Origin of the sequence: Streptomyces sp. NPDC093225 (assembly GCF_044753805.1) — a bacterium.
GTDB lineage: Bacteria > Actinomycetota > Actinomycetes > Streptomycetales > Streptomycetaceae > Streptomyces.
This window is the reverse complement of sequence record NZ_JBIVNX010000020.1, coordinates 67,091-89,881: the sequence shown is the minus strand read 5'-3', so window position 1 is coordinate 89,881 and position 22,791 is coordinate 67,091. Positions and strand designations below refer to the sequence as shown.

Here is a 22,791-nt window from a genome sequence, read left to right as displayed (position 1 = left end):
CCGGCACGAGAACCCGGGCGATCAGAACACCAGGTCGCCCTTCGCCCAACCCGAGTCGATCTTCACCCGGGCCGCGAAGGGCGCCCCGGTCCGCCCGGTCCCCTTCATCAGCCACACCGCACCGGTCCCGTCCACGGCCACCGCGTCCGGACGCCCGTCCGAGGTCAGGTCCCCCGGCACCACGAGTGCCCCGTACGCCGACCAGCCCGTCGCCGCCTTGACCCGGGGCGCGAACGGCGCCGCCGCCCTGCCCGTCCCCTTCAACAGCCACACCGCACCGGACGCGTCCCGCGCCAGCAGGTCCGCCCTGCCGTCGCCGGTCAGGTCCGAGCCGCCGACCAGGGCGTCGTAGCCCTTCCAGGAACCGGCCAGCTTCGCCCGCGGCTCGAACGGCGCCTTCGGCACCCCCGTCCCCCGGTACAGCCACAGCACGCCGGCCTTGTCGCGGGCGACGAGGTCGGCCTTGCCGTCCCCGGTCAGGTCACCGGCACCGGCCAGCAGGTCGTACGCGTTCCAACCGCCACCGACCTTCTTCGGGTCCCAGAAACCACCCCCGTGCTCGGGATCGGAGAAGTCGAAGTTCCACAGCACGCCCGCGGCGTCCCGGGCCACCACCGGACCCCCCGTGCCCTGCACGGTCAGCGGCGCCAGCTTCGCGAGGGCCGTGTACTTGCCCCACTCGTCGCCCATCTCGTCCGCCCGCTCGAAGGGGTGCGCGGCCCGTCCGGTGCCGATGTGCGCCTTGAGCTTCCCGGCCGTGTCACGCCGCAGCAGCTGGTACCGCTCGTGCACCGGGGTCCCCCCGCGCACGCCGAACGTGCCGTTGCTGCCGGCGTCACCCCAACCCGAGGTGTAGACGTTGTAGTTCGTGACGGCATCGATCTTCCAGGCCGGGCTCTTCGCGTTCGCCGTCAGCCGGTACGTGATCTTCACGTCACCCGGCCGGACGTTGCAGACGAAGCCCTCCCACGTCAACTCGCCCCGATGGACCACGCAGTCGGTCGCACCGGCACCGGCACGCACCGAGACCAGCTCCACCTTCAACTCGTCCGGGTCCCACGGCCGGAAGCCGGTGTGCGGACCGAAACCGAGCGACAGCACGCCCTTGTCGATCGCGTGCACCGACACCGTGTGCGTCACCGAACCGCCCGCCGGCACGTCCGGCAGCGTCAGCGTGGTCTTGTTCTTCTTGACGTGCTCGGCGGTCAGCACGGTCACGCTGTGCGCCTCGACCGTCCCCTTCACCGGCGAACGACCCGACACCTGCGCCGCCTTGACGGCCTTCGCGATGCTCGATCCGCGCGGCGCGTACGCCACGCCGAAGTGCAGCCTGGTCATGTCCTTCACGGACTCGGCCGCCGCGATCGCGGGCCCCACGTAACCGTTGTCCTCACTCACCGGACACAGGTAGACGCCCTTGACCGACGGCGACGCGGTGCACCCGTCGCCCGTCTTGACGGCCATGCCGGCCGGAACACCGCCCTTCGCCCAGGACGCGTCGGTCAGCGGCGCCTTCGACAGGGCGTACACGAGCGTGCCGTCCGGCGTACCCCGAAGCAGGTCGGGCTTCAGGACCGCCACCGAACCCTCACCGGGCGGGATGACGTGGTCGAGATAGGTGAACGAGTAGGCCTCGTCGGCCCGGACCCCGCCCGCCGCCGCGGCCGGCACCGCACCGACCACCCCGGCGGCCACGAGCGCCGCACAGCTGACGAGAACTCCCCCGACGACGCCGGGACGCCGTGCGCCCCGGCCTTCCGTGCGATCGCCGCGGTCCGTGCGACCCGTGCGATCGGTGCTGCCGATGCCGTTGATGTCTTCGCGCAATTCGCGCTCCACACATGAAGGCGACAGTGTGCCTGCCGCGGCAACGTCATGTTCCCCGCATGACGTGCGCGGACCGTACAACACCGGCTTCTGTTACAAAGTTTCAGCCCCCCGCCCACCGGTCGGGACCGGCGGACGGGGGGCCGGAGCAACGGGACCGGCGCGGGCGAAGCCCTAGAAGAGCAGATCGAAGCCGGCGGCGCCCGCGCCGAGCACCTTCGAGGGCTCGAACAGGTCGCCCGTGCGCTGCGTGCCCGCCTTCAGGACGAGCGTGTGCCGCGACGTACCGGTCTTGGTCACCAGGTCCATCCGGCCGTCGCCGTTCACGTCGCCGACGCCCACGACCGCGGCGTACGACTTCCAACCCCCGTCCACCCTCACGCGCTTGAGGAACGGCGCCGCCGCCTTGCCCGTGCCCGGGTAGAGCCACAGCACCCCGGCCCCGTCCCGCGCCACCAGGTCGGCCTTCCCGTCACCGGTCAGGTCGTTGCCGCGGATGATCGAGGCGTACGCGTTCCAACCGCCGCCGACCTTCACCTTCCCGACGAACGGACGGCTCGACGAGCCGGTGGCCTCGTACAGCCACAGCACCCCGGACCGGTCCCGGGCCACCAGGTCGGCCCGGCCGTCCCCCGTCACGTCGTTCGCGCCGCTGATCCGGTCGTACGCCTTCCAGCCGCCGCCGACCGGGGGGGCAGGGCGAACCCTCCGCCGGTGCCGTCGTAGCGCTCCAGCGTGCCGTCCGCGGCGTTCCGGGCCAGGAGCACGTACCGCTCGCCGTGCGGGCCGGGCGGAGCACGGTGACGGTGCCGGACGTGCCGCGGGGCGGGAAGGTCAGGCACACCGTGGCCGTGCACGCCGGGCGGAAGGGCCGGCTCGTGGTCGACTTCGGGCCGGCGGAGCCGCGGCGCTCCTACGCCTCGAAGTCGTACTCCAGCACGTACGAAGCGGAGTCCAGGATCATCTCGTTCACCTCGACCACCCGCCCCTCGACCGTGATCGCGCTGCGCACGATCAGCACGACGGGCGTCCCCATCGACAGCGCCAGCCGCTCCGCCTCGCCCGCCGACGGCATCCGGCACCGGATCTCCTCCCGGAACCGCACCGGCGCGTACCCCAGCTCCGCCAGCCGCGCGTACACCCCGCCGGGACCCGTGTCCTGCTCGGTGACCGCCGAGCCCTCGACGATCTCGTACGGCAGGTACGACACGGCCAGCAGCACCGGCTTGCCGTCCAGCACGAACCGCCGACCGCGCACGCACACCGGCGTACCGGGCTCGACGCCCAGCGCCCCGGCGATGCGCTCGTCCGCCTCGCCCCGCCGGACCTCCACCCCGTCCACGACGAGTTCCCGGTCCTCGACCTCGGCGGCCCACACCGACCGACCGCCACCCCACTCGTCCCGGGCCAGCCGCTGGATGCCCCGCCGCCGCAGCGGCCGGAACTCCCGCACGAACACGCCGGCCCCCTTGCGGGCCTCCGCGATCCCCTCGCTCTGCAGCACCCCGAGCGCCTGGCGCGCCGTCATCCGCGCCACGCCGTGGGCGGCCATCAGGTCGTTCTCCCCGGGCAGCCGGTCGCCGGGCCCGTACTCGCCGGCCCGGATCGCGGCCTTCAGCTCGTCCGCGATCCGCTGGTACTTCGGCCGACGCCCACCGTCCCGCTCACCCATGCGCCCCTGCTCCCTTCTTCTCTAGACACCCTACGGGCGCCCGCCCCCAGCTGCCCCAGACACCCACCCGCGAACAACATCTCTAGAGATGTATTGACGACACCACTCGCCATCCGCTTGAATCTCTACATCTCTAGAGAAGTGGAGTCTCCTCCATGGACCACAGCCCCGCGCTTCGGCGTCGTGAGCCACAGGCGGTACCCGGGTGCGATGTATGCGAGGCCCTGCTGCAGGAACGGCGACGCGCCCGGCGCGAGCACGACCACTCGCGCGTGACGGACTGCAACGTCGAGCTGCGCAACCACGACCACGGCCGCCGACCGAGCCCGCAAGAGCTCCTGGGCGACGCCTTCCCCGCCGTCCGCAACACGCTTCTGGCCGCACATCCCGGCATGTCGCTCGGCCGAGCGGAGATGATCACGGCGGAGGCCGTCAAGTTCGTCGTCGCCAGCGCGCAGAACCCCGGCGTGCCGCTCGCGCCGTCGCGGGCCGTCGACACCGGCTGGCACGCGCTGCTGCTGCACACCGCCGCGTACGCCGAACTCTGCGGCCGGTACGGGACCTTCGTGCACCACCTCCCGGGTTGCGACCCGAGGCCCGGCGACCCGGACTCCCTGCGCCGCGCGCGCCGGGCGGTGGAGGGTGCCGGGTTCGAGGCCGTCGAAGGGCTCTGGAGGGCATGACGAAGGCCCCCGGCCGGAGGGGCCGGGGGCCTTCGGAAGGAGCCCCCTGTCGGATTCGAACCGACGACCTATGTATTACAAGTACATCGCTCTGGGCCGGACTGAGCTAAGGGGGCAGCACCCCGCGAACGACGCACGGAGCCGCCCTCACTGTACACATCGCCCAGGACTCGCAGCGAAGGACTTCACCTTGGCAGACATGCAGTCCCGACAGTCCGATCGTCGGGGAGGAGCTGTGGCGGACGCCGCAGAAGGGCAAGCGGTACGGGTCGTGGGGGCGGAAGCCGAGCGCGTGAAGCGGGAGGTCGTGGGGATCCCCGAACGGCACAAGCACAAGGAGCGGGCCGCGGTGCCGCTCAGCGGCCGGGCGAAGGAGGCCGGGACGCGATCGCGCGTCTACCGGTACCGCTTCTATCCGACCGAGGAGCAGGCCGAGCAGCTTGTCCGGACCTTCGGGGCGTGCCGGTGGGTCTACAACGAGGGCCTGAGGCTGCGGTCGGGCGCCTGGCGCAAGCACCGTGTGCCGGTGGGCTTCGCGGAGACCTGCCGAGCGTTGACGGGCTGGCGGCGGGCGGCGGAGACGTGCTGGCTGACCGAGGTCTCGTCCACGGTGCTGCAGCAGTCGCTGCGGCACCTGGACGCGGCGTTCGGCAGGTTCTTCCGAGGTGTGGCGAAGCACCCGAAGCCGAAGCGGAAGCACCGCTCGCGGGATGCGGCGGTGTACGTGCGGACCGGCTTCCGGTGGGTGGAGGATCCGACGCGGCCGGGCACGGGCGATCTGGCCCTGGCCAAGCAGGCGGGGCCGCTGGACGTGCGGTGGTCGCGTCCGCTGCCGGCGGGGGCGGAGCCTGTGCGGTTGATCGTCACACGGGACCGGGCCGGGCGGTTCTTCGTATCCGTGCTGGTGGAGGAGCGGATCGCCCCACTCAGCGCCGTCTTCGAGGCGCACAGCCGGGCGCCGAGGGCCGTCGGCCTCGACCTGGGCCTTACGGCACTGGTGACGCTGGACGACGGCACCGCGGTGGCCCCTCCGCGGCTGATGAGGAGGTACGCGAAGAAGCTTGCGCGGCTCCAGAAGGAGCTGCACCGGAAGCGGAAGGGGTCGCAGAACCGCGACAAGGTGCGGCAGCGGATCGCGCGGTCGTACGCGCGGATCGGTGACGTGCGCAAGGACCTGCTCGACCAGCTCACCACCCGCCTCGTGCGCGAGAACCAAGTGCTCGTGGTGGAGGACCTGTCGATCGCGACGCTGGTGCGGGCGGCGAAGGGGCCCGGGCGACGGCGCAAAGCACGGCTGAACGAATCGATCCGGGACGCCTGCTGGGGCGAGCTGCTGCGGCAGCTGACCTACAAGTGCGAGTGGTACGGGCGGACGCTGGTGGTCGTGGACCGGTTCTTCCCGTCGACGCGGCGCTGCTCGGCCTGCCACACCAAGGGTGGGCGACTGGACCTGTCCGTGCGGAAGTGGACCTGCGCCGAGTGCGGGGCGGTCCACGAGCGGGACGTGAACGCGGCGGTGAACCTGCGCGACGAGGGGTTGCGGCTGTACCGGCTCGTGGCGGCCTCGCTGCCGCCGGGGCGGCCCGTGCCGGCTGTGATTCGCCTCTCGGAGCTTCCGGAGTACGCGGCGGAGTAGAGGACGCCCACGAGGGTTTCGGGCCGACGGGCCGTCGGTCGTCATGCCTGTGGAGTCCGTGTAAGTCCGTTCCGCCGTGGCCGCTTCAGGCCGCCGGCAGGGCGGCGACGGGCGGTGAAGCAGGAAACGCCGTTCGCGAGGCCGGCGTGGGGTTGAAGATCGGCGCTCTGCCCTACAGGCCAAAAGTCAAGTGCTCTGCCCCACCAGCGGGCCGAAAGTGCACCGCCCTGCCTGCTGACAGATGCCACGTCGCCAGGTAGCGTCACCGGGAGTCCAGCAATGGACTAGACAAACCATCCTTCCTTTACTCGGATCGTCCGGCACGTTCCTGCCGGTGAAGGGACGCATCACCATGGCTTCTGTCACGTTCGACAAGGCGACCCGGCTCTACCCCGGCTCCGACAAGCCCGCGGTCGACCAGCTGGAGCTGGAGATCGAGCACGGCGAGTTCCTCGTGCTCGTCGGCCCCTCCGGCTGCGGCAAGTCCACCTCCCTGCGCATGCTCGCGGGCCTGGAGGACGTCAACGGCGGAGCGATCCGCATCGGCGACAAGGACGTCACGCACCTGCCGCCGAAGGACCGCGACATCGCGATGGTCTTCCAGAACTACGCGCTGTACCCCCACATGACCGTCGCCGACAACATGGGCTTCGCGCTCAAGATCGCCGGCGTGGACAAGGGCACGATCCGCAAGAAGGTCGAGGAGGCCGCGAAGATCCTCGACCTGGAGCCGTACCTGGACCGCAAGCCGAAGGCCCTCTCCGGCGGCCAGCGCCAGCGCGTCGCCATGGGCCGCGCCATCGTGCGCCAGCCGCAGGTCTTCCTCATGGACGAGCCGCTGTCGAACCTCGACGCCAAGCTCCGCGTGTCCACCCGCACCCAGATCGCGGGCCTGCAGCGCCGCCTCGGCATCACCACCGTGTACGTCACCCACGACCAGGTCGAGGCCATGACCATGGGCGACCGCGTGGCGGTCCTCAAGGACGGTCTGCTCCAGCAGGTCGACACCCCGCGGAACATGTACGACCGCCCCGCGAACCTCTTCGTCGCCGGCTTCATCGGCTCCCCCGCCATGAACCTCGTCGAGGTGCCGATCACCGACGGCGGCGTGAAGTTCGGCGACAGCGTCGTGCCGGTCTCCCGCGAGGCGCTGTCCGCCGCCGCGGACAAGGGCGACAAGACCGTCACGGTCGGCATCCGCCCGGAGCACCTCGACGTCGTCGAGGAGGGCGGCCTGGCCGTCACCGTGAACGTCGTCGAGGAGCTGGGCGCCGACGGCTACGTGTACGGCACCGCGCGGATCGGTGGCGGCGAGAAGGACCTCGTGGTCCGCGTGGGCGGCCGCCAGGTGCCGGAGAAGGGCTCCACGGTGCACGTGGTCCCGCGCGGCGGCGAGTCGCACGTGTTCTCCACCTCGACCGGTGAGCGCCTCTCCGACTGAGGCCCCGTGACGCGGTGTTGGACGGGGGCGGCCGGTGCGGCCGCCCCCGTCCGGCGTTCCCGGCCCCGGTGCGCGGACGGGTCCCGCCCCGGCGGGTGGGACGGATAACCCACCACACCGGGAAGTTTCGAACCCCGCCGTCAACTCCCCATTCGAAAAGCCACGTCGAACCATCCCCCGACAGGGTGACTAAATGTCTCCAAATCTTCACCGAGCGCTACTCTCGCCCTCGTGACCCACTCTGCCCGCCGTATCGGCCGATCCCTCGCCCTGGTCCTGCCCGTCGTCCTGGTCCTGTCCGGGACCCTCGCGGTCACCATGGTCCCCTGGGCCGACAACACCCCGTCCCAGATCCTCACGGCCTCCGCCGAGGACGTCTCCACCCGCGCCAAGCCCAGCGCTCCGCAGGACGTGCTGCGCGACAAGCTCCTCGGAGAGCTCCAGGAGACGAAGGACCCGGGAGTCGTGCTCACGCACCTCCAGCAGGAGGTCAACAAGCGCCCCTCGCTCTTCGACTACTGCGGTGTGATCGCGCACGCGATCGGCGAGGCCGCGGCACGCCTCCAGGGACCGACCATGGCGCAGAAGGCCGCCCGGCCCGTGTGCGACACGTCGTACGCCGCCGGCGTGGCCTCCTTCCGCTGAGCAGACAGACCGAGAGACCCTCCGGGGCCGGACCGCTCCGAGCACGGTCCGGCCCCGCCGTACGTCGCCGTCCCTCTGAGCCGTACGTCGCGGACCCCCCGCCGTACGTCGCGGACCCCCCGCCGTACGTCGCGGACCCCCCGCCGTACCTCGCCGTCCCCCCGCCGTACGCGCCAGTACGGTCCCGCATAGGCTGCGGGGCATGACGGCAGACCCCTCAGCCACCGCAGCAGCCCCGACGGCCGCGCTCGCCGCCGCCCCGACCCAGGCGGTCGTCCTGGCCGGCGGCCAGGGCTCGCGGCTGCGCCCGTACACCGACGACCGCCCCAAGCCGATGGTCGAGATCCCGGGCACCGGCGTGCCGATCATCGGCCACCAGCTGGCCTGGCTGGCCGCCGAGGGCGTCACGGACGCCGTGGTCTCGTGCGGGCACCTCGCCGAGGTCCTCCAGGACTGGCTCGCCAAGGCCGATCTGCCGCTGCGCGTGACGACCGTCGTCGAGACCGAGCCCCTGGGGCGCGGCGGCGGCCTGAAGTACGCGGCCGCGCACCTGCCGCACCCGGACCGGCCCTGGTACGCGACGAACGGCGACATCTGGACGCGGTTCTCGCTGCGCGAGATGGCGGCCTTCCACGAGGAGCGGGCGGCGACGGCCACGCTGGCGCTGGCGCGGCCGCGGATCCCGTGGGGTGCGGTGGAGACCAACGAGTTCGGGCACGTGCTGGACTTCATCGAGTCCCCGCCGTCGCCGTTCCTGATCAATGCCGGCGTGTACGTGTTCTCCGCCGAGTTCGCGGGCCTGTTGCCCGACCGGGGCGACCACGAGCGCACCACGTTCCCGCGGCTGGCCCGCGAACGGCGGCTGGCGGGCTTCCCGTTGCCGCAGGGGGCCTACTGGCGGGCGATCGACACCGCGAAGGACCTGACCGAGGCGGCGAAGGAACTGGCGGCCCAGCGGGGCGCGTAGGGGCTGTCCGGCCGGGACCGGCCGGACGGGCACGTACGAAGGGGCCCGGCACGTGTGACACGTGCCGGGCCCCTTCGTGCGTGCGGCGGGGGGTCAGCCGAGGAGGCCGCCCACCAGTCCGCCGCCGCCGCTGCCGCCGCCGGGCTTCTCGGGCTCCGTCGAGCCGCCGCCCCCGGAGGAGGAGCCGCCGGTGCTCGAACCGCCGGAGGCGCTCGGGCCGCCCGAGCCCGCCGGGGTGTGCGGGGCGCTGGTGCGCGGCGCCTTGGTGCGGTGCCGTCCGGTGCCCGCCGTGGCGGTCGGGGACTCGGCGCCGACCGTGGCGGTCTCGCGCGCGGCCGGGGTGGTGCGGTGGTGCTCGGGCGTCTTGGACGGCTCGGCCGAGGGGGATCCGGAGGCCTTCGGTCGGACCCGCTTGCGCGGCTTGGCGCCGGGTTCCGTGGGCAGCGGTGAACCGGGCAGGTAGTTGCTCGGGGCGTCGCCGGGGCCGGGCACGGTCACGACGGTGGCGGAGCGGACGGCTCCGCCGAGGACCGAGCCGATGAGCAGGGTGAGGCCCACGACCACGGTGGCGACGAGGGTGCCGCGGCGCAGCACCCGGCGGCGCAGTTCCCAGAGGGTCGAGCGGGGTCCGAGGGTGCGCCAGGCCTCGCCGGTGAGGCGGCCGTCGATGGAGTAGATGGGGGCGCCGGCGATGAGCAGGGGGCTCCAGGCGGCGAGGTAGATGATGTCCGGGGCGTCGTAGGCGGGGACGGTCTTCCAGCTGACGGTCATGAGCAGGGCCGCCGAGAGCAGGGCTCCGATGCCGGCGGCGAACCGCTGCCAGAGTCCGAAGACGGTCAGGACGCCGACGATGACCTGGAGGAAGGCCACGCTGAGGCCGGCCCCGACGGGGTGGGCCAGGGCGAAGTCGCGCAGGGGTTCGGCGAGGGCCCAGGGGTGGAGGGTGTGCAGCCAGGTCACCATGGAGCCGCGTTCGCCGCCGTCGAAGTAGACGGGGTCGCAGAGTTTGCCCATGCCGGCGTAGATGGAGATGAAGCCGAGGAAGACCCGTAGCGGGAGGAGGACGACGCCGAGGTTCATGCGGCGGTCCGGGTAGTACCCGTGGCGGACGGACGGTTCGGAGCTCTGGCGGCGGGCGGCCGCGAGTTCGGCGGCGATCTCCTCGTCCGTGTAGGCCGTCCCGTCGCCGTGGGGCGCGGCCCGGTAGCCGGAGTCGTAGCCGTCGTACGTGCCGCCGCCGTAGGGTCCCGGGCCGGTGGGGCGGGGGGGCGTGTCGCGTACGGGGGCGAGGAGCTGGGTGTCGTCGTCACGGTGGCCGCGCTGCTGGCCGATGACGGCGGGGGTCGGCATGGTGTCCTGGAAGAGGTCCACGCGGGGGATGACCTGGGTGGCTCCGGCGTCCTCGCGCAGGGCGCGGGCCTGGTCGGCCTCGCGGACGGCCTGGAGGAGGCCGCCGGTGGCCGCGGCGCCGCCCGGTCCGGCCTTGCCGCTCCACACCACGGGGGTTCGCCGGCGCGTGCCCGCGGCGGCGCCGGTGGTGCCGAGGACGGGCGTCCTGGGCGCCGTGGCGCTCTTCGGCCGCGGCGCGGGGGCGAGCCGCACGCGGAAGCTGGCGTGGTTGACGATGACCTGCGCGGGGTCGCACGGCACCTTGACCATGCTCAGCGATGGCTGGTCGTCGAACCTCGGCGTTCTGGTGTCCACACTCATCTAACCGAGTGATCAGTGTTTAGGACACTGCCTTGACAGCACCGATGTGTCCATGCCCCGTCAAGATCCGGCCACCTTCCCCAAGCCAGAACTCGCGTTCGTCAATGTGTCGCCAACAGGTGTGAGAATCGTGCAAGTTGGTGGACCGACCACGTCATCTTCCTGGGGGGCCGACGATGACCAGTTCTACCGAGAATCCGCCGCGGCGGCACAACGAGCTCCACTTCTCCGACCTGACCGACTACCCGGTGATGGCCCAGGCCCTGGACAACCAGTGGCTGCCCGCCGATCTCGCCGCGACCCGCCAGCGTCCGGAGGCGTCGGCCGGGCCGTCGCCCGAGGCGGTCGCCACGGCGGCGGCCGAGCTGCGCCGCGCGCTGGTCAACAGCGGCACCCTGATCGTGAACCGGGCCTTCTTCCTGAACAACGAGGCCCTGTACGCCAACTACCTGCCCGACGCGGATCCGGCCGAGCGGGGCGCGTTCATCCGGCTGCTGGACGACCGCGTGCTGGTTCCGTACCTGTTCACGGAGCGCGAGCCCGCCGGGGAGTTCAGCTGGGGGTACGACCGGAACGTGCACCGGGCGTGGTCCCGGCTCGTGACGGACGACGCCGACCCGGGCCTGGTCCGGTTCGACTGGGACGACGAGGCCAACCGCGGGGTGGCGGAGAACGTGGGCGGGTTCTTCTCGAAGGAGATCGCGGCCCTGAAGCACCTGCGCGAGGACCAGCTCGCGCAGGACCTCGGCATCCGCCTCGAACAGGCCAAGGCGATGCGGGAGGGCATCCTCAAGGACATCGCCGTGTGGGCCGCCCCGCTGGATCGGGGGGAGATCACCCGCCACAGCGTCTACTCCGCGTTCCTGACCCGGCCGGGCACGGACCCGTACCAGAACCTGCTCCGCGAGGGCCCGCACGTGGTGGCCACCAAGCAGCTCGTGGACCTGGTCTACAACCTCGGCGTGCCCGTGGTGGGCGGCGTCGTCCCGCTCACCCCGCCCAGTTCCCCGCCCCGGTCCACGCTCCAGGAGCTGCGCGAGGACGCCCGGCCGCGCGCGGAGGACCCGGAGGCGGTCGGGCGGCTGCTGCGGGACGTGTTCGCGGACGCGCTGCACCGCGCGGTGGACGGGCCCAACTCGTACGCGGACCTGTCCCTGGCCGACATCGTCCGGCTGCGGCGGGAGGAGGAGTGGCGGGGGTACGTCGACTCGCTCGACTCGTTCGTGCGCGGCGGGTTCCGGGGCGGACGGCTGCCCTCGCCCGAGGAGTTCGCGGCCGGCACGTCGGAGGTGGCGCGCCGGCACGCCCGCATGCTGCGGGCGGCCCGCAAGACCAGTGGTCGGGGTACGGGCTTCACCCGCGAGCTCTCCTCCGTGCTGGTGCTGGAGTCGGCGGGCATCTCCCTGCAGGTCGCGGGCGGCGAGGACATGTCGCTCCTGACCGGCTCGGTCCAGCTGCTGACCGCGGCGGCCGGGGTGCTGAGCATGCGGCTGGAGTTCCGCGAGAAGGGTGCGAGCGGGCCGCTGCTGCGACGCCGCGGAGGCCTGGGGCACAGCCTGACATTGCCGACCATGCGGCTGGGCAGCCTGAAGCGGGACTGGGAGGCCATCCTGCGCACGTACCGGGCCGTGGGCGGGCGGATCGCCGAGCGCCGCCCCGGGCCCGTCGAGCAGCGGCAGGCCGACCAGCAGCCCGACGGGACGGCGTGAGGCAGAGGAGGAAGGGAAGCGCATGAGCAGGGGCGTCGAACGGTACGAGCGGCTGCGGGCGGAGCGGCCGGAGCTGTTCCGCAACCAGCCGGGGGGCATCGAGATCCTCACCGGTCCGGCCGCCGTGGCCGCGGCCGGCGGGGTGCTCTGGGAGGACCAGTACCTGCTGCTGGTACGGGATCCCGTGCGCTTCCCGGACGGCCGGGAGGGGACGTACCTGCGCGGCATCGGAGCGACCGGCGAGCCGGGCTGCGTGGTGCTGCCGATGCTGCCCGGCGGCCGGGTGGTGCTGATCGAGCACTTCCGGCACGCCACCCGGTCGTGGCACTGGGAGGTGCCCCGCGGCATGGGCACCGCCGGGCTGGGCGACCGGGCCAACGCGGCAAAGGAGCTGGGCGAGGAGATCGGCGCCAAGGTGCTCTCCCTGACCCCGCTGGGCGACGTGCACCCGGACAGCGGCATGACGGCGGACCGGGTGCGGCTGTTCGCGGCGCTGGTCGACGGGGTCGGGGAGCTGGAGACCGGCGAGGGCATCCGCGCGGCCCGGACGATGACCTTCGCGGAGGCCGAGGCGCTGGTCGCGTCGGGCGAGTTGTCCGACGGCTTCACCCTGGCGGCGCTGTACCGGGCCCGGCTGGCGGGCCTGGCGGACGGGGACGGGGGCGGGGCGGCGTAACGAGCGTACGCACCCACGGGACGCAGGTAACCCAAGCGCCCGCACGCAGCACACCGGCCCCCGCACGCGGACGCGTGCGGGGGCCGGTGTGTCGGAGCGTGCGGCGTGCGGGATCAGGCCCGGCGGCGGGCCGCCTCGTAGAGGACGACACCGGCGGCGACGCCGGCGTTCAGGGACTCGGCCCCGCCCGGCATCGGGATGCGGACGAGGAAGTCGCAGGTCTCGCCGACGAGCCGGCCCAGGCCCTTGCCCTCGGAGCCGACGACGATGACGACCGGGCCTTCGAGCGCCTCCAGCTCGTGCAGCTCGTGCTCGCCCTCGGCGGCCAGGCCGACGACCGCGATGCCGGCCTTCTTGTACTCCTGGAGGGCCCGGGTCAGGTTGGTGACCTTGGCGACCGGCGTCCGCGCGGCGGTGCCCGCGGAGGTCTTCCAGGCGCCGGCGGTCATGCCGGCCGCGCGGCGCTCGGGGATGACCACGCCGTGGCCGCCGAAGGCGTTGACGGAGCGGACGATGGCGCCGAGGTTGCGCGGGTCGGTGACGCCGTCGAGGGCGACGATCAGCGGGTCCTCGCCGTTCTCGAACGCCTCGGCGGTGAGGTCCTCCGGGTGGGCGTACTCGTACGGCGGGACCTGGAGGACCAGGCCCTGGTGGTTGAGCCCGTTGGTCATCCGGTCGAGCTCGGGGCGCGGGGCTTCCATCAGGTTGATGTTGCCGCGGGCCTGGGCGAGGGCGAGGGCCTCGCGGACGCGCTCGTCGTTGTCGATGAACTGCTGCACGTACAGGGTGGTCGCGGGCACGCCGTCGCGCAGCGCCTCGAACACGGGGTTGCGGCCGACGACCATCTCGCTCTGGCCCTTGGGTCCGCCGCGGCGCGGCGCGGGGCGGCGCTTGGCGGCCTGGCGCGCCATGGCGTTGGAGACGCGGAAGGCCTTGTGGCCCTTGCGGTCCTCGGCCTTGGGCGTGGGGCCCTTGCCCTCCAGGCCACGGCGACGCTGGCCACCGCTGCCGACCGTGGCGCCCTTCTTGTTGGACGTGCGGCGGTTCCTGCGCTGGCTGTTCCCGGCCATGACCTACCTGTTTCGTTTCTGCGGCGTACGTACGTCTGTAATGAAGTGTGCCGCCCGGGGGCCCGGGCGGCACATCACGGGCCCGCGGATCAGCGCGGGCCGAGGGTCCAGCGGGGACCGGAGGGGCTGTCCTCGATCACCAGGCCGGACTGGCCGAGCTGGTCGCGGATGGCGTCGGCGGTGGCCCAGTCCTTGCGGGCGCGGGCGGACTCGCGCTGTTCCAGGACGAGGCGGACGAGCGAGTCGACGACCCCGTGGAGGTCCTCGCCGCGGTCGCCCTCGCCGGCCCACTGCGGGTCGAGCGGGTCGAGGCCGAGGACGCCGAGCATCGCGCGGACCTCGGCGAGGCGGGCGACCGCGCCCTCCTTGTCGTCGGCGGCCAGGGCGCTGTTGCCCTGACGGACCGTGGTGTGGATGATCGCCAGCGCCTGCGGGACGCCCATGTCGTCGTCCATGGCGTCGGCGAAGGCCGGCGGCACCTCGCCGGCGGGCTCGACGGTCCCGCCCGCCATCTCGGTCACGCGCTGGCAGAAGCCCTCGATGCGCGCGAAGGCGGACTCGGCCTCGCGCAGGGCCTCCTCGCTGTACTCGATCATCGAGCGGTAGTGCGGGGTGCCCAGGTAGTAGCGCAGCACGACGGGCCGCCACTGCTTGGTCATCTCGGAGACGAGCACCGAGTTGCCCAGCGACTTGGACATCTTCTCGCCGGAGAGGGTGACCCAGGCGTTGTGCAGCCAGAAGTTCGCGAAGTCGTCGCCGTAGGCCTTGGCCTGGGCGATCTCGTTCTCGTGGTGCGGGAAGATCAGGTCCAGGCCGCCGCCGTGGATGTCGAAGGCGGTGCCGAGGTACTTGTGGGCCATGGCGGAGCACTCGAGGTGCCAGCCGGGGCGGCCGCGGCCCCAGGGCGTCTCCCAGGAGGGCTCGCCGGGCTTGGTGGCCTTCCACATGGCGAAGTCGCGGGGGTCGCGCTTGCCGGTGATGCCCTCCTCCGACGGCTGCTGGAGGTTGTCGAGCTCCTGGTTGGAGAGCCTGAGGTAGTCGGGGTACGAGCGGACGTCGAAGTAGACGCTGCCGTCGGCCTCGTAGGCGTGGCCGCGCTCGATGAGGCCGCGCATCATCTCGATCATCTCGGTGACGTGGCCGGTGGCGCGGGGCTCGTAGGTGGGCGGCAGGCAACCGAGGGCGTCGTAGCCCTCGTTGAAGGCGCGCTCGTTGTCGTAGCCGATGGACCACCACGGGCGGCCCTGGTCGGCCCCCTTCGCGATGATCTTGTCGTCGATGTCGGTGACGTTGCGGATGAACGTCACGTCGTAGCCGCGGTACGCGAACCAGCGACGCATGATGTCGAAGTTGAGCCCGGACCGGATGTGCCCGATGTGCGGGGCGGCCTGCACGGTCGCACCACACAGGTAGATCGAGACGCAGCCCGGCACGAGCGGGGTGAAGTCGCGGATCTGCCGGGCGCTGGTGTCGTACAGGCGAATAGTCACGGCACCAAGGGTAGTGGGCCCCGGGCAGTGCCCGGAGACCCCGGCGCGGCCCGGGACGGGTTTGTTGCCGAGTTGCCGCCCCCGTTCCCGGCGGGGCGGCGGCCGTTCCGGGCCGCCCCGGGAGACCGGGCCGCCGCCCCGGCGGGCGGCGGGCGTCGCGGAGGCTCAGGCTCCGGTCGTTGCGGCCCGGGCTCCGGTCGTGGCGGCCCGGGCTCCGGTGGTGGCGGCTCAGGCTCCGGTCGTACGGAAGACCAGGGCGGTGGCGATCGCGGCGAGGCCCTCGGCGCGGCCGGTCAGGCCCAGGCCGTCGGTGGTGGTGCCGGAGACCGAGACGGGGGCGCCGACGGCGGCGGAGAGCGCCTTCTGCGCCTCCTCGCGCCGCTTGCCGACCTTGGGGCGCACGCCGATGACCTGGACGGCGACGTTGCCGATGGCGAAGCCCTCGGCGCGGACGATCCGGGCGGCCTCGGCGAGCAGGGTGACGCCGGAGGCGCCGGCCCACTCGGGGCGGGAGGTGCCGAAGTGGGCACCGAGGTCGCCCAGTCCGGCGGCGGAGAAGAGGGCGTCGCAGGCGGCGTGGGCGGCGACGTCGCCGTCGGAGTGGCCGGCCAGGCCGAACGACTCGTCCTCCCACAGCAGGCCCGCGCACCACAGCTCGCGGCCCTCCTCGAAGGCGTGCACGTCGGTGCCGATGCCGACCTGCGGCAGCGGGGGCAGGGCGGGCGCGGCGGCGTCGGACGCGGCGGACTCAGTAGGCATCGGCGGCCCTCCTGCGGGCGAGTACGGCCTCGGCGAGCACGAGGTCCAGGGGGCGGGTGACCTTGAAGGCCTCCTCGTGGCCGGGCACGAGGAGGACGGTGACGCCGAGCTTCTCCACCATTCCGGCGTCGTCCGTGGCGCCCTCGCCGTTGACGGCGGTCTTCTCGTGGGCGCGCAGCAGGGTGTCCAGGTCGAAGCCCTGCGGGGTCTGCACGGCGCGCAGCCGGGACCGCTCGGGGGTGGCGACGACGGGCTCGGGCTCGCCGGCGGGCCGGGGCTCGACCTCCTTGACGGTGTCCGCCAGGGGCAGGGCCGGCACGACGGCGGGGGCGCCCTCGCGCAGCGCCTCGACGACCGCGTCGACGGTGTCGACGGGGACGAGCGGGCGGGCGGCGTCGTGGACGAGGACCGAGGTGTAGCCGGCCGGCAGGGCGTCGAGGCCGACGCGTACGGACTCCTGGCGGGTCTCCCCGCCGGGCACGACGAGGACGTCGGTCCGCTCGGGCAGGGCGTGCTCGGCGAGGAGGTTGCGCACCTCGGCGGCGCCGTCGGAGGGGGCGACGACCACGACCAGGGAGACGGCCCGGGAGCGGGCCATGGCGCGGACGGCGTGGATCAGCATGGGGGTGCCGCCGAGGGTGCGCAGCGCCTTCGGGGCGCCGGGCCCCAGGCGGACGCCCCGGCCGGCGGCCGGGATGACGGCGGCGGTCCTGCCGTGGCCGTCACCGGGGGCGCCCGCGGCGCGCGCGGCGCCTTCGGGGCGCGTTTCGTCAGACATCAGGTGCTCCGGGCTGTGACGACGGGTGCTGTGACAACGAGTGGGCCAGGTTTGTGCCCTCGGCCGACGTGGGTATGGCCTGAAGGTGCCGGGCGCGAAGCCCTGACCGGGGCCCTTTCCGTGACGACCGGTCGGGTGAACTGCCCGGGCCCGGCATGCCAGGTGGGCGCTCGGCCGTGCCGTGCTCGGCGGCGAAGGCGGGGGGTCGTGTTCCCCGGACGGGCCGGTGGACGGGCCCGTCCCCGGACGGGCCGGTGGACGGCCTGTGGGGCGGGTGTGTCGTGCGGCGTGTCGCGCGGCAGAAGGCGGTCCGTACAGACAGACATGCCGCAGCGCCCGGCGACAGGGGTTCTGTCATCGGGCACCGCGGCACAACTGCTGCGTCAGGACGTGCGTCAGGACGCGAGGACCTCGTCGAGGAGAGCCTCGGCCTTGTCCTCGTTGGTGTTCTCGGCGAGCGCGAGCTCGCTCACCAGGATCTGGCGGGCCTTGGCGAGCATGCGCTTCTCACCCGCCGACAGTCCGCGCTCACGCTCGCGACGCCACAGGTCGCGCACCACTTCGGCGACCTTGATGACATCGCCGGAGGCGAGCTTCTCCAGGTTCGCCTTGTAGCGACGGGACCAGTTCGTCGGCTCTTCGGCGTACGGCGCGCGCAGCACCTCGAAGACCCGGTCCAGCCCGTCCTGGCCGACCACATCGCGAACGCCGACGAACTCCGCATTGTCCGCAGGCACACGAACCGTCAGGTCGCCCTGGGCGACCTTGAGCACCAAGTAGGTCTTGTCCACGCCTTTGATCTGGCGAGTTTCGATGGCCTCGATCAGCGCGGCCCCGTGATGGGGATAGACCACGGTGTCGCCAACCTTGAACGTCATGTGACAGGTACCCCTTCCGTGGCTATCAAGAGTAACACGAGAATGAGCTGTTCTGAATGGCGTTTCCGCAGGTCAGGGCGTATCTCGGGGCTTGACAACAGCAACCGGAACGTGCTGGGAAGGGGCCCGGGAGGGGGGTATTCGCAGGTGGGAGCCGCTGCGCGCGCGGGCCGAAACGACCACGTTACACCTCCCGGGGGACCCCCCTGGAGTGACGTACGTCCCGTTTTGCCGGTTTCGAAGCCGCGATACCGAACTACTCCGTTCGATGCCCGACCACCCGTCCGGAGCCAATCCCGAATTGATCACGGCGCGCGATCACGCGCACTGATCGCGAACGGCTCCGCGGTACTCCGCCGCTTTTCCGGGGACGGCCCGCGAAATTGATCACGGCCGAAATGTGTGGCGAATGTGAAGCACCCTCGGGCCGACGTGGGGGAATGCGCCCCGGAGGTGGTCGCCGCGTCCCGGCGGGGGCTTCCGGGCCGCCGACCGGGCCGCCGGGTGCAGGAGGCCGGGGCCGCCGGGCGCAGGAGCGCGGGCGGCTGGGCGGAGGAGGCCGCGCGGCCGCGCGGAGGGTCGGGTGCGGGGGCGGGGCGGCGGCTCGGTAACCTAAGCCCGCTGACACACCCTTAGGGCGGCTTTACCTGTCCAGGCAGAGCCCCCGTTCCGCCTCCGACCGTCCTTACGTCCAAGGAGTTGCCGCCGCCGTGAGCCGCAGCCTTCGACGCGGCGCCCTTGCCGCCGCCGCCACCGTTCTCTCGATCGGATCGCTCGCCGCCTGCGGCGCGGGCAGCAATGCGCAGACTCTGGAGATCAAGCCGGACAACGCGGCGGTCACCAAGGGCGAGATCCAGGTGCAGAACGCCCTGGTCATCACCCAGCCCGAGCACGACGCCAAGGGCCCGGCGGCCGTCTCCGCGACCCTGTTCAACAACGGCGTGCTGCCGCAGACCCTGGACGCCGTCAGCGTCCCGGGCGGCGGCGGCGAAGTGAAGCTCAAGGCCGCCGACGGCTCCGGCAAGATCGTCGTGCCTGCCGGCGGCTCCGTCGTCCTGGGCGGCAAGGGCAACCCCTCCGCCATCGTCGAGACCCCCCGCGGTTCCCTGAAGGACGGCGCCGCGCAGAAGGTCGTCTTCCGCTTCAGCCGGACCGGTTACGTCCAGCTGGGCGCGTTCGTCGTCCCGGCCAAGAGCTACTTCAGCGACTACGGCCCGAGCGAGCTCCCGGAGCTCCCGGCCGGCGGTGCCTCCGCCTCGCCGGCCGCCTCCGGCACGCCGTCGGGCAAGCCGTCCGGCTCCCCCTCGGGCAAGGCCTCCGGCACCCCCGAGGGCCACGGCAGCGGCACCCCGTCGGGCTCGGCCTCGCACGGCGCGGGTCACTGACGCCACGGGCCTCCCGGCCCCGCGGGCGGACGCCCGTGACCCCGTACGCACACGAAGGCGCCCCGCCCGGTTCGACCGGGCGGGGCGCCTTCGTCACGCGTGTCGGCCGCGGCGGCGGCCGTCGCGGCCTACGGCTCGAACTTGTAGCCGAGGCCGCGGACCGTGACCAGGTAGCGCGGGGCGCCCGGGTCCGGCTCGATCTTGGCGCGCAGGCGCTTGACGTGCACGTCGAGGGTCTTGGTGTCGCCGACGTAGTCCGCGCCCCAGACCCGGTCGATCAGCTGCATGCGGGTCAGCACGCGGCCCGCGTTGCGCAGCAGCATCTCGAGGAGGTCGAACTCCTTGAGCGGCAGGTCCACCTTGGCGCCGGCGACCGTGACCACGTGCCGGTCGACGTCCATCCGTACCGGGCCGGCCTCCAGCGCGGCCGGGGTGACCTCCTCCGGCTCTCCGCGGCGGCGCAGCACCGCGCGGATGCGGGCGACCAGCTCCCGCGAGGAGAAGGGCTTGGTGACGTAGTCGTCCGCTCCTATCTCCAGCCCGACGACCTTGTCGATCTCGCTGTCCTTGGCGGTCACCATGATCACGGGTACGTTCGAACGGCCGCGCAGCTGACGGCAGACCTCGGTGCCGGGCAGGCCCGGCAGCATCAGGTCCAGGAGGACGAGGTCGGCGCCGTTGCGCTCGAACTCGTCCAGGCCGTCGGGGCCGGTCGCGGCGATGGCGACCTCGAAGCCCTCCTTGCGGAGCATGTAGGAAAGGGCGTCGCTGAAGGATTCCTCATCCTCGACGACGAGCACTCGGGTCACGGAAGGACCTCCGGGGCAGGGATGGCTGTTTCTTGGTCGGTCTGGGTCCGGGTCGCGGTGACCGGTCCGGAGCCGGGCCGCTTCTTCGTCTCGGCGGCGGCTTCCGGAAGTCGCAGGGTGAAGGTCGAGCCCTGGCCCTCGGCGCTCCACACCGTGACCTCGCCGCCGTGCGAGGCGGCGACGTGCTTGACGATGGCGAGTCCGAGGCCGGTGCCGCCGGTGGCGCGGGAGCGGGCCGGGTCGACGCGGTAGAAGCGTTCGAAGATGCGCTCGCGGTCCTTCTCCGGGATGCCGACGCCCTGGTCGGTGACCGCGATCTCGATCAGGTCCCCTCCGGGTGCGGCGACCCGGCGGCCGGCTATGCCGACGCGGGTGCGGGCCGGGGAGTAGTTGACGGCGTTCTCCACCAGGTTGCCGAGGGCCGCCGCGAGCTGGCCGCGGTGACCCCAGACCCGCAGGTCGGCGGTGCCGCCGGCGGCCATGGTGATCTGCTTGGCGCTGGCCGTCTGGCGGCAGCGGTCGATGGCCTCGGCGACGAGCGTGTCCACGCGGACCGGCTCGGCGTCCTCCAGCCGCTCGTCGTTCTGGACCCGGGAGAGGTCGATGAGCTCCTGCACGAGGTTGGTCAGGCGGGTGGCCTCGATCTGCATGCGGCCGGCGAAGCGGGTGACCGCCTCGGGGTCGTCGGAGGCGTCCATGACGGCCTCCGAGAGCAGCGAGAGCGCGCCCACGGGAGTCTTCAGCTCGTGCGACACGTTCGCGACGAAGTCGCGGCGGACCGCCTCGATGCGCCGGGCCTCGGTGAGGTCCTCGACGAGGAGGAGGACCAGCCGCGAGCCGAGCGGCGCCACGCGGGCGGAGACCGCCAGGGCCTCGCCGCGGCCGGTGCCGCGCCGGGGCAGGTCCAGTTCGACCTGCCGTATCTCGCCGTCCCGACGCGTGTCCCGGGCCATGTGCAGCATCGGCTCGACGGCCAGCTTGCCGCCGCGGACCAGGCCGAGGGCGTACGCCGCCGAACTGGCCTTGACGACGCTGTCCGCCTCGTCCAGGACCACCGCGGAGGAGCGCAGCACGGAGAGGACGGTGTCCACACCGGGCGGCAGCACCGCGTTGATGTCGGGGCGCATGGCGCTCCGGGTGGGGCGGGCCTGGTCGCGCTCGCTCCAGCGGAACGCCAGCATGGCGATGACGCCGGTGCACAACCCGGCGATCGCTGCAGCTGCGGCGACCGCCGCGTTCACGTCCATGTGTCCAGGTTAAGCAGGCGCGACGACAGTTCCACAGCCGTTCGGGTGGCACCTCGAACAGTCGTCGCCCAGAGTTCACCATGGCGACCGTGTTGATTCACTTGTGGTGCCGGAGTCCGACGCGTGCGCGGCCCACCGTGGGAGCGTGGGGTCAGACACCCCGGACCCCCGGCAGTACAGGAGAGAGGGACACCATGCGCGACGCGTACCACGAGGAACTGGACTCGATCGGGGACGGCCTGGTCGAGATGGCCCGGCTCGTCGGGTCCGCGATCGGGCGGGCCACCACGGCCATGCTCGACGCCGACCTGAAGCTCGCGGAGAGCGTGATCGCGGCCGACCAGAAGGTCGACGACCTCCAGCACGACCTGGAGGCCCGTGCCATCGCGCTGCTGGCGCGCCAGCAGCCGGTCGCCACCGACCTGCGCATCGTCGTCACCTCGCTGCGGATGAGCGCCGACCTGGAGCGCTCGGGCGACCTGGCCCAGCACGTGGCCAAGCTGGCGCGACTGCGCTTCCCGGAGACGGCGGTGCCGCGCGACCTGCACGCGACGATCCTCGAGATGGGCCAGCTGGCGCAGCGGCTGATGGCGAAGGCCGCCGAGGTGATCATCACCAAGGACGTCGACCTGGCGCTCCAGCTGGAGACGGACGACGACGAGATGGACCAGCTGCACCGCACGCTCTTCCAGCACCTGATGGACGACCGCTGGAAGCACGGCATCGAGACCGCCGTCGACGTCACCCTGCTGGGCCGCTACTACGAGCGCTTCGCCGACCACGCGGTCTCGGTCGCCAAGCGCGTCGTCTACCTCGTCACGGGCGAGCACGCGGACGAGCTCCAGGCCCCGATCGAGGCCTGAGGCGCCGGGCGCTCCTCTGCGCCGTTGACGCGCCCCCGGGGCTGGGCATGAATGAGGCGAGGCGGTACGCGCGTGCGCTTTCCAGGGACGTGTACGCCTTCCTAGGAGGAACCATGTCCGATTCCCCCGTACCCATCACCCCGGAACAAGAGCAGCAGCCCGCCGCGGAGCCGCTCCGCCTGCCGCTGCTGGCCGCCTGCGGCTGCGGCTCCGGCTGCGGCTGCGGCTGCCAGTCCGGCGCCCCGTGCCAGTGCGGCGGCTGAGGCCGTCCGCGCGTGGAGGGCCCCGTCCGGCCGACGGGGCCCTCTGACGTCCTACCTTGGATCCCGCAGGACTCCGGTCCGGGTCGGGCCTCGGCCTGCGGGCCGTCCTCGATCAGCCGCCGCTCTTCGCCGCGTCCCGTTCCGCGGGCGTGACGCACTGCGTGTCACCGTCGAAACTGTCGCGCCACACGTATCCGGGCTTGCACTGGTTGCTCCCCGGCTGCCGGTTCGGGTTCTGCGCGTGCGCCGTGTCCCGCTCGGCGGGCGTCACACACGTGCCGTC

At 72.6% G+C, this 22,791-nt stretch carries 21 protein-coding genes and 1 tRNA gene; 10 read left to right on the top strand and 12 right to left on the bottom strand.

Annotation, left to right across the window (positions count from 1 at the left end; genetic code table 11):
- Window positions 1–21 precede the first annotated feature (21 nt).
- The 3 genes from ACIQCH_RS19975 to ACIQCH_RS19965 all read right to left on the bottom strand — a co-directional run bounded on the left by ACIQCH_RS19975 (window position 22) and on the right by ACIQCH_RS19965 (window position 3,499).
- On the bottom strand, window positions 22–1,827 hold the full coding sequence (locus ACIQCH_RS19975; protein WP_402582541.1) for an FG-GAP repeat domain-containing protein: 1,806 nt from the start codon (window positions 1,825–1,827) through the stop codon (window positions 22–24).
- A 174-nt stretch (window positions 1,828–2,001) separates the two neighbouring features.
- Window positions 2,002–2,466, bottom strand: coding sequence for an FG-GAP repeat domain-containing protein (locus ACIQCH_RS19970; protein ID WP_402582539.1), 465 nt, complete (start codon window positions 2,464–2,466; stop codon window positions 2,002–2,004).
- A gap of 274 nt (window positions 2,467–2,740) precedes the next feature.
- Entirely contained in the window at window positions 2,741–3,499 is a 759-nt protein-coding gene (locus tag ACIQCH_RS19965; RefSeq protein WP_402582537.1) for a GntR family transcriptional regulator, read from the bottom strand.
- Window positions 3,500–3,771: 272 nt separating this feature from the next.
- Here ACIQCH_RS19965 and ACIQCH_RS19960 point away from each other — a divergent pair, with 272 nt between their 5' ends.
- Window positions 3,772–4,182, top strand: a complete 411-nt coding sequence (locus ACIQCH_RS19960) for a glycine-rich domain-containing protein (RefSeq protein ID WP_402582535.1) — start codon at window positions 3,772–3,774, stop codon at window positions 4,180–4,182.
- 40 nt (window positions 4,183–4,222) lie between these two features.
- Here the strand turns inward: ACIQCH_RS19960 and ACIQCH_RS19955 are convergent.
- Window positions 4,223–4,298, bottom strand: a tRNA-Thr gene (locus ACIQCH_RS19955).
- Window positions 4,299–4,417: 119 nt separating this feature from the next.
- On the opposite strand from ACIQCH_RS19955, the gene ACIQCH_RS19950 reads away from it, so the two are divergent.
- The 4 genes from ACIQCH_RS19950 (at window position 4,418) to ACIQCH_RS19935 (ending at window position 8,871) form a co-directional block, all read left to right on the top strand.
- Window positions 4,418–5,818 carry an RNA-guided endonuclease InsQ/TnpB family protein gene (locus tag ACIQCH_RS19950; RefSeq protein WP_402582533.1) on the top strand — a complete coding sequence of 467 codons (1,401 nt, stop codon included), beginning with the start codon at window positions 4,418–4,420 and terminating at the stop codon, window positions 5,816–5,818.
- 352 nt (window positions 5,819–6,170) lie between these two features.
- Window positions 6,171–7,259 carry an ABC transporter ATP-binding protein gene (locus ACIQCH_RS19945; protein WP_402582531.1) on the top strand — a complete coding sequence of 363 codons (1,089 nt, stop codon included), beginning with the start codon at window positions 6,171–6,173 and terminating at the stop codon, window positions 7,257–7,259.
- A 231-nt stretch (window positions 7,260–7,490) separates the two neighbouring features.
- Window positions 7,491–7,904 carry a hypothetical protein gene (locus ACIQCH_RS19940; protein ID WP_402582529.1) on the top strand — a complete coding sequence of 138 codons (414 nt, stop codon included), beginning with the start codon at window positions 7,491–7,493 and terminating at the stop codon, window positions 7,902–7,904.
- Between the two features lie 202 nt (window positions 7,905–8,106).
- Complete coding sequence (locus tag ACIQCH_RS19935; protein ID WP_402582527.1) at window positions 8,107–8,871, top strand: NDP-sugar synthase; 765 nt, start codon at window positions 8,107–8,109, stop codon at window positions 8,869–8,871.
- 93 nt (window positions 8,872–8,964) lie between these two features.
- Here the strand turns inward: ACIQCH_RS19935 and ACIQCH_RS19930 are convergent, their stop codons facing one another.
- The gene (locus tag ACIQCH_RS19930) at window positions 8,965–10,581 is read right to left on the bottom strand and encodes a DoxX family protein (RefSeq protein WP_402582525.1); all 1,617 of its coding nucleotides are present in this window, start codon (window positions 10,579–10,581) and stop codon (window positions 8,965–8,967) included.
- 176 nt (window positions 10,582–10,757) lie between these two features.
- Here ACIQCH_RS19930 and ACIQCH_RS19925 point away from each other — a divergent pair, with 176 nt between their 5' ends.
- Together ACIQCH_RS19925 and ACIQCH_RS19920 are read left to right on the top strand one after the other, a co-directional pair.
- Entirely contained in the window at window positions 10,758–12,290 is a 1,533-nt protein-coding gene (locus ACIQCH_RS19925; protein WP_402582523.1) for a hypothetical protein, read from the top strand.
- A gap of 22 nt (window positions 12,291–12,312) precedes the next feature.
- Window positions 12,313–12,966, top strand: coding sequence for an NUDIX hydrolase (locus ACIQCH_RS19920; RefSeq protein ID WP_402582521.1), 654 nt, complete (start codon window positions 12,313–12,315; stop codon window positions 12,964–12,966).
- Between the two features lie 113 nt (window positions 12,967–13,079).
- Here ACIQCH_RS19920 and rlmB read toward each other — a convergent pair whose 3' ends face one another.
- The 5 genes from rlmB to ACIQCH_RS19895 form a co-directional block, all read right to left on the bottom strand.
- Window positions 13,080–14,036, bottom strand: a complete 957-nt coding sequence (gene rlmB / locus ACIQCH_RS19915) for a 23S rRNA (guanosine(2251)-2'-O)-methyltransferase RlmB (protein WP_402582519.1) — start codon at window positions 14,034–14,036, stop codon at window positions 13,080–13,082.
- Between the two features lie 89 nt (window positions 14,037–14,125).
- Window positions 14,126–15,526 (bottom strand): cysteine--tRNA ligase, encoded by a 1,401-nt coding sequence (gene cysS / locus ACIQCH_RS19910; protein WP_402582517.1) that lies wholly within the window; start codon window positions 15,524–15,526, stop codon window positions 14,126–14,128.
- A 228-nt stretch (window positions 15,527–15,754) separates the two neighbouring features.
- A complete protein-coding gene (gene ispF / locus ACIQCH_RS19905) occupies window positions 15,755–16,285 on the bottom strand; it encodes a 2-C-methyl-D-erythritol 2,4-cyclodiphosphate synthase (RefSeq protein ID WP_402582516.1) in 531 nt (176 codons plus the stop codon).
- Complete coding sequence (gene ispD, locus ACIQCH_RS19900) at window positions 16,275–17,063, bottom strand: 2-C-methyl-D-erythritol 4-phosphate cytidylyltransferase (protein ID WP_402582514.1); 789 nt, start codon at window positions 17,061–17,063, stop codon at window positions 16,275–16,277. Before ispD ends, ispF begins: the two co-directional genes overlap by 11 nt.
- A gap of 395 nt (window positions 17,064–17,458) precedes the next feature.
- On the bottom strand, window positions 17,459–17,941 hold the full coding sequence (locus ACIQCH_RS19895; protein ID WP_003953493.1) for a CarD family transcriptional regulator: 483 nt from the start codon (window positions 17,939–17,941) through the stop codon (window positions 17,459–17,461).
- Window positions 17,942–18,651: 710 nt separating this feature from the next.
- On the opposite strand from ACIQCH_RS19895, the gene ACIQCH_RS19890 reads away from it, so the two are divergent.
- Entirely contained in the window at window positions 18,652–19,326 is a 675-nt protein-coding gene (locus ACIQCH_RS19890) for a DUF461 domain-containing protein (protein ID WP_402582512.1), read from the top strand.
- A gap of 128 nt (window positions 19,327–19,454) precedes the next feature.
- On the opposite strand, the gene ACIQCH_RS19885 is transcribed toward ACIQCH_RS19890, so the two are convergent.
- Window positions 19,455–20,135, bottom strand: a complete 681-nt coding sequence (locus ACIQCH_RS19885; RefSeq protein ID WP_007265514.1) for a response regulator transcription factor — start codon at window positions 20,133–20,135, stop codon at window positions 19,455–19,457.
- On the bottom strand, window positions 20,132–21,382 hold the full coding sequence (locus tag ACIQCH_RS19880; protein ID WP_402582510.1) for a sensor histidine kinase: 1,251 nt from the start codon (window positions 21,380–21,382) through the stop codon (window positions 20,132–20,134). The genes ACIQCH_RS19885 and ACIQCH_RS19880 overlap by 4 nt, the downstream gene beginning before the upstream one ends.
- 194 nt (window positions 21,383–21,576) lie before the next feature.
- Between ACIQCH_RS19880 and phoU the strand changes: the two genes are divergently transcribed.
- Window positions 21,577–22,245: a phosphate signaling complex protein PhoU gene (gene phoU / locus ACIQCH_RS19875; protein WP_402582508.1), complete on the top strand. Its 669-nt coding sequence runs from the start codon at window positions 21,577–21,579 to the stop codon at window positions 22,243–22,245.
- Between the two features lie 113 nt (window positions 22,246–22,358).
- Entirely contained in the window at window positions 22,359–22,508 is a 150-nt protein-coding gene (locus ACIQCH_RS19870; RefSeq protein ID WP_199922773.1) for a hypothetical protein, read from the top strand.
- Window positions 22,509–22,791 lie beyond the last annotated feature (283 nt).